Annotated in this window: 13 protein-coding genes, 1 tRNA gene and 1 riboswitch; of the genes, 8 read left to right on the top strand and 6 right to left on the bottom strand. The window is 65.0% G+C overall.

Annotated features, from left to right (window positions below):
• Positions 1–2: 2 nt before the first annotated feature.
• From bioA to bioB, 4 genes are read right to left on the bottom strand one after another with little or no spacing between them, the layout of a single operon-like run.
• Positions 3–1,301 carry an adenosylmethionine--8-amino-7-oxononanoate transaminase gene (gene bioA, locus ACXAEK_RS18995; protein WP_475044294.1) on the bottom strand — a complete coding sequence of 433 codons (1,299 nt, stop codon included), beginning with the start codon at positions 1,299–1,301 and terminating at the stop codon, positions 3–5.
• A complete protein-coding gene (bioD, locus tag ACXAEK_RS19000; protein WP_475044295.1) occupies positions 1,298–1,939 on the bottom strand; it encodes a dethiobiotin synthase in 642 nt (213 codons plus the stop codon). The genes bioA and bioD overlap by 4 nt, the downstream gene beginning before the upstream one ends.
• Positions 1,936–3,075, bottom strand: coding sequence for an 8-amino-7-oxononanoate synthase (locus ACXAEK_RS19005; RefSeq protein ID WP_475044296.1), 1,140 nt, complete (start codon positions 3,073–3,075; stop codon positions 1,936–1,938). Before ACXAEK_RS19005 ends, bioD begins: the two co-directional genes overlap by 4 nt.
• Positions 3,075–4,052, bottom strand: coding sequence for a biotin synthase BioB (gene bioB, locus ACXAEK_RS19010; protein ID WP_475044298.1), 978 nt, complete (start codon positions 4,050–4,052; stop codon positions 3,075–3,077). The genes ACXAEK_RS19005 and bioB overlap by 1 nt, the downstream gene beginning before the upstream one ends.
• Positions 4,053–4,266: 214 nt before the next feature.
• Positions 4,267–4,395: riboswitch (TPP riboswitch) on the top strand.
• Between the two features lie 137 nt (positions 4,396–4,532).
• Between bioB and thiC the strand changes: the two genes are divergently transcribed.
• From thiC to ACXAEK_RS19045, 7 genes are all read left to right on the top strand, one after another.
• The gene (gene thiC / locus ACXAEK_RS19015) at positions 4,533–6,347 is read left to right on the top strand and encodes a phosphomethylpyrimidine synthase ThiC (RefSeq protein ID WP_475044300.1); all 1,815 of its coding nucleotides are present in this window, start codon (positions 4,533–4,535) and stop codon (positions 6,345–6,347) included.
• A complete protein-coding gene (locus tag ACXAEK_RS19020; protein WP_475044301.1) occupies positions 6,344–7,312 on the top strand; it encodes an FAD-dependent oxidoreductase in 969 nt (322 codons plus the stop codon). The genes thiC and ACXAEK_RS19020 overlap by 4 nt, the downstream gene beginning before the upstream one ends.
• Positions 7,281–7,478: a sulfur carrier protein ThiS gene (gene thiS, locus ACXAEK_RS19025; protein ID WP_475044303.1), complete on the top strand. Its 198-nt coding sequence runs from the start codon at positions 7,281–7,283 to the stop codon at positions 7,476–7,478. Before ACXAEK_RS19020 ends, thiS begins: the two co-directional genes overlap by 32 nt.
• 1 nt (position 7,479) lies before the next feature.
• Complete coding sequence (locus tag ACXAEK_RS19030) at positions 7,480–8,247, top strand: thiazole synthase (RefSeq protein WP_475044305.1); 768 nt, start codon at positions 7,480–7,482, stop codon at positions 8,245–8,247.
• Positions 8,247–8,852 (top strand): thiamine phosphate synthase, encoded by a 606-nt coding sequence (locus tag ACXAEK_RS19035; RefSeq protein ID WP_475045314.1) that lies wholly within the window; start codon positions 8,247–8,249, stop codon positions 8,850–8,852. Before ACXAEK_RS19030 ends, ACXAEK_RS19035 begins: the two co-directional genes overlap by 1 nt.
• Positions 8,849–9,811, top strand: coding sequence for a ThiF family adenylyltransferase (locus ACXAEK_RS19040; RefSeq protein WP_475044307.1), 963 nt, complete (start codon positions 8,849–8,851; stop codon positions 9,809–9,811). Before ACXAEK_RS19035 ends, ACXAEK_RS19040 begins: the two co-directional genes overlap by 4 nt.
• Before the next feature lie 126 nt (positions 9,812–9,937).
• Positions 9,938–11,299 carry an amidase gene (locus ACXAEK_RS19045; protein WP_475044309.1) on the top strand — a complete coding sequence of 454 codons (1,362 nt, stop codon included), beginning with the start codon at positions 9,938–9,940 and terminating at the stop codon, positions 11,297–11,299.
• A gap of 123 nt (positions 11,300–11,422) precedes the next feature.
• Here the strand turns inward: ACXAEK_RS19045 and ACXAEK_RS19050 are convergent.
• A tRNA-Leu gene (locus ACXAEK_RS19050) sits at positions 11,423–11,509 on the bottom strand.
• A 465-nt stretch (positions 11,510–11,974) separates the two neighbouring features.
• Between ACXAEK_RS19050 and ACXAEK_RS19055 the strand changes: the two genes are divergently transcribed.
• Positions 11,975–13,402, top strand: coding sequence for an aldehyde dehydrogenase family protein (locus tag ACXAEK_RS19055; protein WP_475044311.1), 1,428 nt, complete (start codon positions 11,975–11,977; stop codon positions 13,400–13,402).
• A 219-nt stretch (positions 13,403–13,621) separates the two neighbouring features.
• On the opposite strand, the gene ACXAEK_RS19060 is transcribed toward ACXAEK_RS19055, so the two are convergent.
• Positions 13,622–15,265: a choline dehydrogenase gene (locus tag ACXAEK_RS19060; protein WP_475044312.1), complete on the bottom strand. Its 1,644-nt coding sequence runs from the start codon at positions 15,263–15,265 to the stop codon at positions 13,622–13,624.
• Positions 15,266–15,285: the final 20 nt, after the last annotated feature.

A 15,285-nucleotide genomic window follows, 5' to 3' on the forward strand; every position in this document is an offset into this window, starting at 1 on the left:
GGTTACAGCTCCCGCGCCAGCCGCAGCATGCCTGCGGTGATTTCGCTCAGCTGATCCTGCGTCGTGATGAAGGGCGGCATGGTGTAGATATTGGTCCCGAAGGGGCGCAGGAAGACGCCCATTTCATGGGCGCGCGCGTGGGCCTCGTCCGCCGAGACCCGGTGCTTCATTTCGATAACCCCGATGGCGCCCAGCACCCGCACGTCCGCCACATTGGGCAGATCGCGGGCCGGGGCCAGTTCGGCCTGCATCTGTTCGCCGATTGCCGCCACCGTGCCGCGCCAGTCCTGACCCGTGAGCAGGTCCAGCGAGGCCTTGGCGGCCGCGCAGGCCAACGGATTGCCCATGTAGGTCGGCCCATGCATGAACAGGCCGGGATTGCCGCCGCCGATGCCTTTCGCCACCCGGTCATTGGTCATGGTGCAGGCAAATGAGATATGGCCGCCGGTCAGCCCCTTGCCGAGGCAGATGATGTCCGGCTCGACGGTGCAGAAATTGGTGGCGAACAGCTCCCCAGTGCGGCCGAAACCGGTGGCGATCTCGTCGAAGATCAGCAGGATGCCCAGCTCGTCGCACAGGGCACGGGCCTGGTTCAGATATTCCGGATGATAGAAATACATGCCACCAGTGCCCTGAACGACGGGTTCTAATATGAAGGCGGCGATCCTCTCGGCGTTGGCTTCCAGCACTGCGCGCAGCTCACCCAATCCGTTCTGCGCCGGGTCGTCCACCCAGTCCTCGTGGATTCGGACCGGCGGGCGGGAGACAAAATGCTGCACGCTCAGCGCGCCCTGGAACAGGTGGTGCATGCCGGTGTCCGGGTCGCAGACGCTCATCGCCTTCCAAGTATCGCCGTGGTAGCCGGAGCGGATGGTGGCAAACTCCTTGCGCGCCGGCTGGCCAATGGCGTGCTGGTACTGCACAGCCATCTTCATCGCCACTTCGACCGAAACCGAGCCGCTGTCGCAGTAGAAGATACGGGTGAGGCTTTCGGGCGTGATTTCCAGAAGCTTGCGGCCAAGGTCGATGGCCGGGTCATGGGTCAGCCCGCCGAACATCACATGCGGCAGGGTGTCGAGCTGTTCGTGGATTGCCTTGGTGATCACCGGGTTTTTGTGGCCGTGCATCATGCACCACCAGGACGACATGGCGTCGATCAGACGGGTGCCGTCGTCGAGCGTAATATAAACCCCCTCGCTTTCCTTCACCACAAATGTGGGCCCCGGTTTGGCGACGTTGGTATAGGGGTGCCAAAGGTGCTGCTGGTCGAATTCCAGCTGGCTGAAGTCTGCCGCGCTCATGCCGTCTCTCCTTTGGCCAGCGCCTCCTCGATCAGGTCCACCCGGATGCTGGCCTGAAAGGCCACCGCCAGCGCGTCGGAGGTCAGCTCCACTAGCACCGGCAGCCGCCCCAGATGCGCCACTTGGCCGAACTGGCAGATGGTTTCCTCCACCGCCGGTTCCGCGTCGCCGATGAAAGCAACGCCCACAACGGTGCAGCCCGCATCCCGAAGCGCTTTCAGCGACAGCAGCGTGTGGTTGATCGTCCCCAGCTGCGTCCGCGCACACAGGATCACCGGCGCTCGCCAGCGGGCGACGAGGTCGAGATACAGCATCTCACGGTTCAGAGGCACCATCAGCCCGCCTGCCCCCTCGGCCACCAGCACGCCATCGACTTTAGGCAAAGACAGCGCATCCGGGTCGATCTCCAAACCCTCGGCCTCCGCCGACAGATGCGGCGAGGCGGGCAGCTGCAGTAGGTAGCCCTCCGGCAATGCCCGACGGCCCGACAGGCGGGCCACTGTCTGGCTGTCGGTCTCCTCTTCCAGGCCCGATTGCACCGGCTTCCAATAAGCTGCGCCCAGCGCCTGCACCAGGCCGGCGGAAAAGATGGTCTTGCCAATGCCGGTGTCGGTTCCGGTGACAATCAGCGCGCTCATGCTGCACTCTCCATTTCCCGGGCGAGGTCTTCAAACATCCGGGTGATGACCCCTGCCGCCGTATTCAAAGTGATCGACAACCGCAGCCGCGAAGTGCCGCGGGGCACCGTCGGCGGGCGGATGCCGCGGATGTCATAGCCGCGGGCCTGCATCGCAGCGGCCAGCGCCATGGTGCGTTTGTCGTCGCCAATCACCACCGGCAGGATCTGGCTTTGAACCCCCTCCAGCCCGCAAAGGCGCTTGGCCTCGCCTTGGGCATGGGTGATCCCCTGCCAAGCCTGTTCCCGACGGCCCGGGTTCTGCTGAAGTTCCTGCAAGGCCGCCCGCACCAGTGCCGCGTTCAGCGGCGACGGGGCAGTGGCAAAGATAAACCCGCGGGCCTTGTTGATCAGCGTCTCGATCAGCACCCGCTGACCGCAGATCAGCGCGCCCGAGGCGCCCAGCGCCTTGCCGCAGGTGTGTAAGGAAAGGACGTTGGGGCGGTGGGCGATGCCTTGCGCCAGTCCGCGACCCAGATCGCCGAACACACCCGTCGAATGGGCCTCGTCCACCACCAGAACAGCACCGGTGACATCCGCCAGCGCAATAAGCGTCTCCAGCGGGGCGAGGTCTCCATCCATCGAATAGACCGCCTCAACCGCGATCCAGACCTGGCCTGCGCCGCCTGACGAGCGCCAGTCCTTCAGCACCCGCGCAGCGTCTTCCGCATCGCCATGGGCAAAACTGCGCGTCTCAGCCCGGCCCAGCCGCATCCCGTCATGGGTGCTGGCATGGATCAGCGCGTCATACAGCACCAGGTCGCCCTGCTGCGGCAGGGTGGAGAAGATCGCCTGATTAGCGTTGAAGCCGCCGCCCATGAACAGTGCCGCCTCAGTGCCGAAGAACTCCGCAGCCTCCGTCTCCAGCAGCTGGTGTTCCGCGTCATTGCCGCGCAAGAGGCGCGAGCCGCCTGCCCCAACCGGCACCCCGCGGGCCAGCGCATCGGCAGCGGCGGCACGCAGCACATCGCTGCCTGCCAGCCCGAGATAGTCATTGGAGGCAAAGTCATAACCGTCCCGCGGCATCAGCTGCCGGTAGCGCCCGCGCGAGCGCAGCGCTTCCAGCGATTTCTCATGCCTCGGAAAGGCGCTTGCCATCAGCGGCTGCCGTCGCAGCCTGCCGCCATCGCGGTGATGCCCAGACGGTCGAAGAGCTGCTGGTCCTTGTCCTCTTCCGGGTTGTCCGCGGTCAGCAGCGTGTCGCCCACAAAGATCGAGTTGGCACCGGCAAAGAAGCACATTGCTTGCATCTCGTCCGACATGTCGGTGCGGCCTGCGGACAGGCGCACATGCGATTTCGGCATCAGGATGCGGGCCAGCGCCACGGAGCGGACGAATTCGATCGGATCCAGTTTTTCGACATCGGCCAGCGGCGTGTCGGCAATCGGGATCAGCATGTTCACCGGCACCGAATCCGGATGCTCCTCCAGCGTTGCCAGTGCCAGCATCATGTCGATGCGGTCCAGCTGCTGCTCGCCCATGCCGACGATGCCGCCCGAGCACACCTTGATGCCTGCCTCGCGCACCCGGTTCAGGGTGTCGATACGGTCGGCAAAGGTGCGGGTGGTGATGATCTCAGAGTAGTAGCGCTCGGAGGTGTCGATGTTGTGGTTGTAGTAATCGAGACCGGCATCCCGCAGGCGGAACACCTGCTCTTCGTCCAACATGCCAAGGGTCATGCAGGTTTCCATGCCAAGATCCTTTACCCCCTGCACCATCGCCTCCAGCGCGGCCATGTCGCGGTCCTTGGGCGAGCGCCAGGCGGCGCCCATGCAGTAGCGGGTCGCGCCGCCTTCCTTGGCTTTCTTGGCCTCGGCGATCACCCGCTGCACTTCGATCAGCTTGGACGCCTGCAGCTGGGCGCCGTTCCTCGCCGACTGGGAGCAATAGGCGCAATCCTCGGCGCAGCCGCCGGTTTTGATGCTGAGGAGCTTGGATTTCTGCACCTGGTTGGGGTCGAAATACTGCCGGTGCACGCTGTGCGCCTGGAACAGCAAGTCCATGAAAGGCTTGTTGTAAATCGCTTCCGCTTCCTCGCGGGTCCAGTCGGTGCGGATGGGTGCAGCGTCCAGCATGCTGTCTCCTGTTCTCGTATACCTGACGGCCATGCGCGGATGGCGTTGCGGCGTTTTATAGATAATTTCAATGCCGCCGATCAAGCGCCAAAGCCGCGCTGCAGCGATTTGCCTCAATTCGGCACCAATATCGCCCGTAGATCACTGATATTAAATAAGAAAAATAATCTACAAAATTTTCAGTTGACGGAAGGCCCGCGCCTCCCCTACCCCTAAAGCCTCGCAGGGGAGTCCCGCCCAAGGGACTGAGAGGCGTCATGGTGCGGGGCATCCCGGACCGGCGGCGCGACCCTTTGAACCTGACCCAGTTGATACTGGCGTAGGAAGCAAGAAGCATGGCGCGGCGCCCCGGCCCCAACCCGTGTTTCGGACAGGCAGCATGCGTGCACCGGCCGTACACCGGCTGTACACCCCCCTGCCCGTTTTCCTCCGTCCCGGCTCAATTGGTGTTTTTGAACCGAAGGCCCGTAGGAACACCAGATGAACGTCCCCAACCCCAAGATCACCACCGGCGCATTGCCCGCATCGCGCAAGATCTACGTCAGCGGCGAGGTCCATGAGGACATCCGCGTGCCGATGCGCGAGATCGCCACCCACCCCACCGCGGGCGAGGCGCCGCTGCCGGTCTATGACAGCTCCGGCCCCTATACCGACCCCGATGTGCTGACTGACATCCGTGAGGGTCTGCCACAGCTGCGCCGCCAGTGGACCCTCGCCCGCGGCGACGTTGAGAGCTACCAGGGCCGCGATGTGAAGCCCGAGGACAACGGCTTTGTCGAGGGCGACCGGCTGGTGCCGGAGTTCCCGGTGAAACCTGCGCCGTTGCGCGGCAAGGACGGCAAGGCGCCGACCCAGCTGGCCTATGCACGGGCAGGCATCATCACGCCGGAGATGGAATACGTCGCGATCCGCGAAAACCAGCTGCGCGAGCTGTCGCCCTGCCATGCAAACCGCGACGGCAATGACTTTGGCGCCAACATCCCGGACTACGTGACGCCGGAATTCGTGCGCCAGGAAATTGCCGCGGGCCGCGCCATCATTCCCGCCAACATCAACCACCCGGAAATCGAGCCGATGATCATCGGCCGCAATTTCAAGGTGAAGATCAACGCCAATATGGGCACCTCTGCCGTCACCTCCTCGATGGAGGAAGAGGTGGACAAACTGGTCTGGGCGATCCGCTGGGGCGCCGACACGGTGATGGATCTGTCCACGGGCCGCAACATTCACAACACCCGGGAATGGATCGTGCGCAATTCGCCGGTGCCGATCGGCACCGTGCCAATCTACCAGGCGCTGGAGAAGGTGAACGGCATCGCCGAGGACCTGACCTGGGAAGTGTTCCGCGACACGCTGATTGAGCAGGCGGAACAGGGCGTCGATTATTTCACCATCCATGCGGGTGTACGGCTGCACATGGTGCCGATGACGGTGAACCGGGTGACGGGGATTGTCTCGCGCGGCGGCTCAATCATGGCCAAGTGGTGCCTGCATCACCACAAGGAGAGCTTCCTCTACGAGCATTTCGAGGAAATCTGCGACATCTGCCGCCAGTATGACGTCTCCTTCTCGCTTGGCGACGGGCTGCGCCCCGGCTCCATCGCGGACGCCAATGACGAGGCGCAGTTTGCCGAGCTGGAAACCCTCGGTGAACTGACCAAGACTGCCTGGGCCAAGGACTGCCAGGTGATGATCGAAGGGCCGGGCCATGTCGCCATGCACAAGATCAAGGAGAACATGGACAAGCAGCTGGAGTGCTGCCACGAGGCGCCGTTCTACACGCTGGGGCCGCTGACCACTGACATCGCGCCGGGCTATGACCACATCACCAGCGGTATCGGTGCGGCGATGATCGGCTGGTTCGGCTGCGCGATGTTGTGTTACGTGACGCCGAAGGAGCACCTGGGCCTGCCCGACCGGGACGACGTGAAGACCGGTGTGATCACCTACAAGATCGCCGCCCATGCTGCCGACCTCGCCAAGGGTCTGCCGGGCGCCCAGCGCCGCGACGATGCGCTGAGCCGGGCGCGCTTCGAGTTCCGCTGGGAGGACCAGTTCAACCTGTCGCTGGACCCGGACACCGCGCGCGAATTCCACGACCAGACCCTGCCGAAACAGGCGCATAAGGTCGCCCATTTCTGCTCCATGTGCGGGCCGAAATTCTGCTCGATGCGGATCAGCCACGACATCCGCTCGGAAGCGCAGAAAGAGGGCATGGAGGCGATGGCCGCCAAGTTCCGCGAGGGCGGCGAGCTGTATGTGCCTGCTGCCGAAGCTGCGGAACCGGCGGAATGATCACCATCGCAGGCGCGGGCCTTGCCGGTCTCGCCTGCGCCTATGAACTGGCGCAGCGCGGGGCGGCAGTCACCGTCTATGAGAGGGGCGAAACCCCCGGAGACAGCAGCGTCGCGCGCTTTGCGGGCGGCATGCTGGCGCCCTGGTGCGAACGCGAAAGCGCCGAGGAGGAGGTGATCACCCTCGGCAGCCGCGCCTTCGATTGGTGGGCCAAGGTCACGACCGTCCACAGGCGCGGCACGCTGGTGGTGGCGCCTGCCCGCGACCGGGCGGAGCTTACCCGCTTTGCCCGCCGCACCACCGGTCACCGGGGTGTGGACGGGGTGGAGATTGGAGAGCTGGAACCGGCGCTGGCGGGACGGTTTGCGCAAGGGCTGTTCTTTGAGCAGGAAGCGCATCTGGACCCGCGGCGGGCGCTGCGGGACCTGAGCGCCAAGGTGCAGGAACTGGGGGTCGGGATCCGCTATGGCGCCCCCGCCCCGGGCCGGGTCACGCTGGATTGCACCGGGATGGCGGCGCCGCTGCCCGGATTGCGCCCGGTGCGCGGCGAGATGGCTATCCTGCATTGCCCGGAGGTGGAGATCCGCCGCACTCTGCGCCTGCTGCACCCGCGGATGCCGCTGTACCTCGTGCCGCGCGGCGACGGGCATTTCATGATCGGCGGCACCATGATCGAGAACAGCTCTGACCGCGCCATCAGCCTGCGCTCGCTGAGCGAGCTTTTGAGCGCGGCCTTTGCCCTGCACCCGGGCTTTGCCGAGGCCGGCGTGGTGGAAACCGGCGCGGGCCTGCGCCCGGCCTTCCCCGACAACCTGCCACGGCTGACTGATCAGGACGGCACGCTTTACCTCAACGGGTTGTACCGCCATGGCTTCCTGCTGGCGCCCGCGATGGCGCAGCAGGCCGCAGACCGATTATTACCGGAGACCACGGATGAAGATCATCGTAAACGCCAAACCGCATGAGGTGACGGGACCCACTCTGGCCGCCGCACTGGAGGAGCTGGGGTTTACCAGCCCCGCTGTCGCCACGGCGCTGAACGGCGCCTTTGTCGCCCGCGGCAAGCGCGGCGATGTGCAGCTGGCCGAGGGCGACCGGCTGGAAGTTCTTGCGCCGATGCAGGGAGGCTGAGATGCAGTTCTACGATACAGAGATCACTTCGCGGCTGCTGCTGGGCACGGCGCAATACCCCTCCCCTGCCATTCTGGCAGAAGCCATTGAAGCCAGCGGCACAGAGATCATCACCGTGTCCCTGCGCCGGGAAACCGCAGATGGCTCCGGCGCCGGCTTTTGGCAGAGCCTGCGCGGCGCCGGCTGCCGCATTCTGCCCAACACGGCGGGCTGCCATTCGGTGCAGGAGGCGGTGACCACTGCCCATATGGCGCGGGAGCTGTTCGGCACCCCTTGGATCAAGCTGGAGGTGATCGGCCATTCCGACACGCTGCAGCCGGATGTGTTCGGGCTGGTGGAGGCCGCGCAGGTGCTGAGCAGCGAAGGGTTCCAGGTGTTCCCCTATACCACCGATGATCTGGTGGTGGGCGAAAAGCTCTTGGACGCGGGCTGCGAGGTGCTGATGCCCTGGGGCGCGCCGATCGGCTCCGGCCAGGGGATGCGCAACCCGGATGCGCTGCGGGCGATGCGGGCGCATTTTCCGGAGGTGCCGCTGATTGTGGACGCCGGCATTGGGCGCCCTTCGGACGCGGCCCAGGCGATGGAGCTGGGCATGGATGCGGTGCTGCTGAACACCGCGGTGGCCAAAGCAGGCGCCCCTGCGGGCATGGCCCGCGCAATGGCGCTGGCGGTTGAGGCCGGGCGGCTTGGCTATGAGGCCGATCCGATGGAGCGCCGCGACATGGCGGTGCCATCGACCCCGGTTCTGGGCCTGGCGGAGTTTGCATGATGGAGCGTTTTTACCTGATCGTGGGCCATGTGGCCCGGCTGGAGCTGCTGGTGCCGCAGGGGGCCAGGCTGGTGCAGCTGCGTATCAAGGACGCGCCGGAAGGTGAGGTCCGCCGCCAGATCGCCCGGGCGCGGGATTTCTGCGCGGTGCATGGGGCGCAGCTGGTGGTGAATGACTACTGGCAGGCGGCGCTGGATCTGAACTGCAGCTTCGTGCATCTGGGGCAGGAGGATATGGATACCGCCGATTTCGCCGCCCTGCGCCGCAGGGGCGTGCGGTTCGGCCTGTCGACCCATGACGAGAGCGAGCTGGAGCGGGCATTGTCGTTTGACCCGGCCTATGTCGCCTTGGGACCGGTCTATCCGACGCTTCTGAAAAAGATGAAATGGGGCCCGCAGGGGCTGGAGCGGGTCGCGCGCTGGAAGCGGATGGCGGGAAAGACCCCGCTGGTTGCCATTGGCGGGCTGACCCCGGAGCGGCTGCCGGGGGTCTTCGCCGCGGGCGCAGACAGCGCTGCGGTGGTGACAGACATCCAGCTGGCAGACGACCCCGAGGCCCGCACCCGGGAATGGGCTGAGGCCTGCCGGGCCCGGGAAGACGCATGAGCCGCTATGCCCGCCAGATGATCCTGCCGGAGGTCGGCGCGCAGGGCCAGGACGTGCTGGCCCGCTCCCATGTGCTGGTGATTGGCGCCGGGGGGCTTGGCTGCCCGGTGCTGCAATACCTGGGCGGCGCGGGTGTCGGGCGGATCACGGTGATGGATGGCGACCTGGTGGAGGAGAGCAACCTGCACCGGCAGGTGCTTTATGCCATGGAGGATCTGGGGCGGCCCAAGGCCGAAGCGGCCCGGCGGCGCCTGCTGGCTGCCAATCCGAACCTGGATGCAACCGCCCTGGTCCAGCCGCTGGATGCCGCCAACGCGCCAAGGCTGGTGGCCGGAGCGGATCTGGTTGTGGATGCGGCAGACAGCTTTGCCGTTTCCTATATCCTGTCGGACGAATGCCTGCGGCAAGGCAAGACGCTGATCTCTGCCTCTGCCCTGGGCCAGTCAGGTTATGCCGGAGGCTTCTGCGGCGGCGCGCCCTCGCTGCGGGCCGTTTTCCCGGATCTGCCGGCACGGGCGGCGACCTGTGCAACCGCTGGCGTCATGGGACCGGCCGTGGGCATGATCGGCGCACTGCAGGCGCAGCTGGCCCTGAAGGCGCTGCTGGACCATCAGCCATCCCCCAAGGGACAGCTGTTCATCTTCCGGCTGGAAGACCTGCAGCTCAGCAGCTTCCGCTTTGACGGCGCGGAAGAACCGGAACAGGCTTTGCCCTTCATCGCGCCCCGGCAGGTCACACCCGCGGACACCGTGATCGAGCTGCGTGATGCGGCTGAGGCGCCGCAGCTGCCGCTGCCGCAGGCCCGCAGGATTGCGCGCGCGCAATTGCTGGCCGCCGGCCTGCCGCGCACAGGGCGTATCGTGCTGTGCTGCCGAACCGGGTTGCGCGCCTGGGGCGCAGCATCGGACCTGCATCTGGCGGGGTACCGCAATCTGGCGCTGATGGCCGCAGGAAACTGAAACCGGCACCATGGCGCAAGTCGCTGACAGGCGGTTTTGAGGCCGGTTTCAGGAAGGAGACTGCCCGGAAGGCTTTCTAACTTGGTGCCCAGAACCTGTGCCAATTGCTTCCGGGAGCCACTTCGCATGACCGATATTCTATCTCTGAGTGCTGTGGAATTGGCCCGGCAGATCCGCTCCCGCAGTCTGAGCGCTGCCGAAGTTCTGCACGCCCACCGGACACGGACCGAAGCGCTGGAACCCGCTGTCAACGCCTTTGTCACGCTGGACTGGGAGGCCGCTGAGGCACGCGCGGCGGAACTGGATGCGCTGGCCGCTGCGGGGCGGTTTGCAGGCCCCCTGCACGGGCTGCCCATCGCCATCAAGGACTGTTTCGAAACCAAAGGCCTGCGCACGACCTGGGGCTCCAGGAGCTTTGCCCGGCATGTGCCGGACTATGACGCCCTGCACGTTGCCCGGCTGCGGGCGTCGGGCGCGGTGATCATTGGCAAGAGCAACACGCCCGAATTCACCTTTTCCGGCCAGACCTCCAACCTGGTGGCCGGCACCACCCGCAACCCGCTGAACCCGGACAAGACGGTGGCAGGCAGTTCCGGCGGTGCAGCCGCGGCACTGGCGGCCCGCATGGTGGCACTGGCCGATGGCTCCGACCTCGGCGGCAGCACCCGCACACCGGCGGCCTGGTGCGGCATTACCGGGATGCGTCCGACCTCCGGGCTGATTCCCTATGAACCGAACCCCGCGCCTTTTGACGGGCTATCGGTGCCTGGCCCCATGGCACGCACCGTGCCTGACCTGCTGCTGCTGCTGGAGGCGATGCAAGGCAATGCTGCCAGCCAGCCGCTGGGCTACTGGCAGGATCTGCCGCAGCTGGCAAAGCTGGAAAACGCCCCTGCCCGCTGCACGGGCCGGGTTGCCCTGTCGCTGGCCCCCTTCGGAGCCCGCGTGGACCCATCCGTGCAGGCCGCGGCCGCCCGGGCAGAGCCGCTGTGCCGCGAATTGGGCTGGCAAGTGGCAGAAGATGCGCCGGACCTGGCGCCGCTGCTGGACCATGGCGACATAATCCGCGGTCAATGCGCGCTGCAGATCCGCGCTGCGCTGTCGCCGGATATGGGACTGGCAGGCGAAAGCTTCCGCACCGCCTGTGCGCAGGCAGAGGGCCGCAGCCTGGCAGAGCTGGTCGCCTATCAGCACACCCGCACCCGGGTCTGGCAGCACACTGCAGCCTTTTTCGAGCGCTATGACTTTGCCCTGTGGCCAACAGCCACCGGCCTGCCATTCTCCGCGGACCTGCGGGACGGGGAAATCACCGAAGACTGGCGCACTGTCACCCTCACCCCGCCGCTGGAGCTGCCCTCCGTTTCCATTCCCTTCGGAACGTCCTCTGACGGAATGCCCGCGGGGCTGCACATCACCGGCCCCAAAGGCTCCGACGCCCGACTGCTGCAATTCGCCCGCACCATTGAACGGGCAATCCAGCTTGGCTAGGCCTTTGACCGCCAGGAGCGCCCGCCGCCGCCACTGAAGAAAACCCTCACGGAGGGCTGCGGGGCCGGACAGAATGATGCGAAAACCGCAGCACCCGGAACTCATTCTAACTTTGGGAAAAGTTGGTGCGGTCGAGAAGACTCGAACTTCCACTCCGGTTAAGGAACAGCGACCTCAACGCTGCGCGTCTACCAATTCCGCCACGACCGCACTGTCTTAGGCTTGGTGTAGCGGCGTATAGACCAGCCTGCCGGGGATGTGAAGCTGAAAAATGCTGGTGAGAGACAGAATATTTTCCGGCCGCAAACCGGCCGGCACAGGTCAGGCTGACAGGCGGGATTCACACCGGAAGACAAGCATGATTCACGCTGGTTTCAGCAATGATGGCTGGCTGACGCGAAACCTGATGCAAAGCGGGAAACGAACCTTTTGAACGGTTCACCCTGGGATCGCGCACCGCATGGGATGGGCTCAGATGCCGCATTCCAAGGCCTGCAAGTTCACAATCTGAGAAAAGCACTCGCCACGCCCACGGCCTCCGTTGCAGACGGCGCAATAATATATTTAAATAACCACCTCATCCCAAATGCTGCGCGATCCCTGCCGAAACTGGCATTGAAACTTGCTAAATAATATATTATTCAAATGCCAGTCCAAAATTTTCAGGAACCTTCGATGGCCCGGAACTGCGCACCTTTGATCAACGGCACCTGGCAACAGCCAGAGGGCCGTGACGTTAGAAACAATCTGTGCCCGTCTACAGGTGAACCCATAGGAACCGTCGTCTGCGCCACTTCCGACGATGCGCGATTGGCAGCCGGCGCAGCGGCTGAGGCTTTCCCTGTCTGGTCCGCCCTGCCGCCGGACCAGCGGGCACGGTTTCTGGGCGGCATTGCGCAGCGGTTGCAGGACGTGCACGAGGACATCTCCTCCCTGATCACAACCGAACAGGGTAAGCCGCTGGCTGAGGCGCGGATGGAGATGGACGGGGTGGTTGAGATGTTTGAGCATTTCGCCTCTGTCGCTGAGACCATGCCGTTCCGGTATGAGCGCCCCGGCAAAAACACCAGCCGCACCATCGATATGATCCCGGCCGGGCCGGTGATCATCATCACGACCTGGAATTTTCCCGTGGAGACTGCCGCGGTGCATCTGGCTCCTGCGCTGGCTGCAGGCTGTACGGCGGTTGTGATCGCCAACAACTCCACCCCGGCCTCCGTCGCCCGGCTCGTCGGAATCATGCAAGAGGCCGGCCTGCCGCCGGGTACAGTGAACCTGCTGATGGGGTCGTCGGCGATGCTGTCGGAGACACTGATCAAACACCCGGCCACCCGGCATCTGTCTTATACCGGCTCGGTCCGGGTGGGGCGCCAGCTGGCGGCGCAATGCGGCGCCGAGATCATGCGCTGCACGCTGGAGCTGGGCGGCAACGCACCCGCTATCGTGCTGCCTGGCACGGATGTGGAGGCGGCAGCCAAGGCACTGATTTCCAAACGCTTCTGGAATGCGGGCCAGGTCTGCACCGCCCCCAACCGGATCTTTGTGAACCGGGCCCAGCATGACGCCTTTGCCGCGGCCGCAGGCAACTATGCGCGCAATCTGGTGCTGGGCAACGGGCTGGAAGACGGCACCACCATGGGGCCGCTGGCGACCACGGAGCGGGTCGCGTCGATGCAGCGCATTGCCGGGGATGCGGTGGCAAAGGGGGCCGAGGTTGTCGTCGACGATCCGGTGGCACAGAACGCCGGCAACTGGGTCACGCCCAAGGTCTTTGCCAATGTGCCCTGGGACGCCTTGGGCCTGCGCGAGGAGATCTTTGGCCCGATTGCCTGCATCACCCCCTATGACGACCTGGAAGCAGTAATTGCCGAGGCCAACAATTGCGAGCTGGCGCTGTCCGGCTATGTCTATGGCCCCGATCAGGCGGAAGCCGAAGCCGTTGGCGCCCGGCTGCAGGTAGGCAGCGTCGCTGTCAATCAGCTGACGACTGCCTATATCGACGTGCCATTTGGCGGCATCAAGCAAAGCGGGCTGGGCTGTGTCGGCGGCGAGGCGGCGGTGCAGGAGTATCTCTTCCCCCGGCTGACAGCGGCTGCGCAATAGGCCGGATACTCCCCCGACTGGAAAGGGCGCCCAAACGGGCGCCCTCTTTTTTCGCCTAGCGCTGGGAACTGAACAACTGAACCGCCCGGCTGATAGGCCGGGCAGCGCCCGGCCCTCCCGTTTTGCCAGAGGCAAACCTGCGGTTTGACGGGAGGCTGCTCCGCCCTCACCCAGGGTCGGGCGCTGCCCTCTGCAAATTAACCAGCACAGCTGAGCACTCTAGCGCTGGGAGGTCTCCCAATTCGGATCGCTGTAATAGGGCAGGTTCGATGGCGGCAGCGGGTCCTTGCCGGCGATCATGTCGGCGGCCTTCTCGCCAATCATCATCGACGGACAGTTGAGGTTGGCCGAGGGGATGATGGGCATCACCGAGGCATCCACCACCCGCAGGCCCTCGATGCCATGCACCCGGCATTCCGGGTCGACCACTGCCATCGGATCGGTCCCCATCTTGCAGGTACCGCAGGGATGATAGGAGGAATGGCAGGTCTCGCGCAGCCAAGCTTCCAGGTCCGCATCGCTTTCGACTTTTGAGCCGGGGAAGATCTCCTTGCCGGTAAAGGCCGTCAGCGACGGCTGCTGCACCAGTTCCCGGCTGAGGCGGAAACCGGCCTTCAGCTCCTCCACGTCCTCCGGGTGCTCAAGCAGGTTGAACCGGATCCGCGGCGCGGCGAAAGGATCGTTTGACGCCAGCCGCACATAGCCACGGCTTTGCGGGCGCTGGTTGGCGAATTGCAGCTGGAAGGCGTGTTCCTTGACGAAATCTGCCGACCCCTCGGCCACCGCGATCTGGAACAGGGCAATCTGCAGGTTGGGGAAGCGCACGCCTGCCTTGGTGCGCACAAAACCGACCGCGTCGAAATGGTTGTTGGCCAGCAGCCCCTTGCGGGTCAGCAGCCAGTCCAGCACGCCCTTCGCCTGAGAGAACAGGTTCAAGTGCTTGTAGAGCGTTACCGGCTGGGTGCAAGCCACCTGCAGCGAGGTCAGCGGGTGGTCCATCAGGTTTTCGCCTACACCCGGAAGGTCGTGCAGCACCTCAATCCCCTGCTCGCGCAGCTGCGCCGCCGGTCCGATGCCGGAGTGCATCAGGATCATCGGGCTGTTGAAGGCGCCCGCCGACAGGATCACCTCGCGGTTGGCCTTGACCGTCACCTCCTGGCCGTTCTGCACCATCCGCAGGCCGGTGGCCTTGCGCCCCTCCATCATGATGTTGCGCACGTGGCAGCCCGTTTCGATAGTCAGGTTGGCCGGCGGGTTGCGCAGGTAGCATTGCGCGGTGGAGGAGCGGCGGCCGCCGGCTACGTTCTTGGGCAACAGCCCAAAGCCATCCTGCTGGCCGCCGTTCACATCATCGGTGCGCAGATAGCCGGCCTCGCTGCCCGCCTGCAAAAACGCCTGGGTCAGCGGATTGTCCGCCCCCATGGTCGAGGCGCGGATCCTGCCTTCGGCCCCGCGGTACTCGCTGGCGCCATCGACCCGGGTTTCCAGCCGTTTGAAATAGGGCAGCACGTCGGCATAGGACCAGCCGCGCGCGCCCGCCTCGGCCCAGCCCTCGTAATCCATCGGATGGCCGCGCAGATAGAGCTGGCCGTTGATCGAACTTGAGCCGCCCAACACCTTGCCGCGCGGCTGCACCAGCACCCGGTTGTTGAGGAACGGTTCCGGCTCGGTCTCGTAGTTCCAGTTGTATTTCGGGGCGTTGTAGGCATAGCGCATCGCCGCCGGGACATGGAACAAGGGACTGCTGTCCCTCGGCCCCGCCTCCAGCAGCAGAACCGAGACCTTGGGGTCTTCCGCAAGGCGTGCAGCAATGATGGCGCCGGCACTGCCGGCTCCCACCACGACATAGTCGCAGGTCTTCATCTGTTGTCTTCCCTGTTGAG

Source organism: Leisingera sp. ABM4_101, from assembly GCF_056158725.1.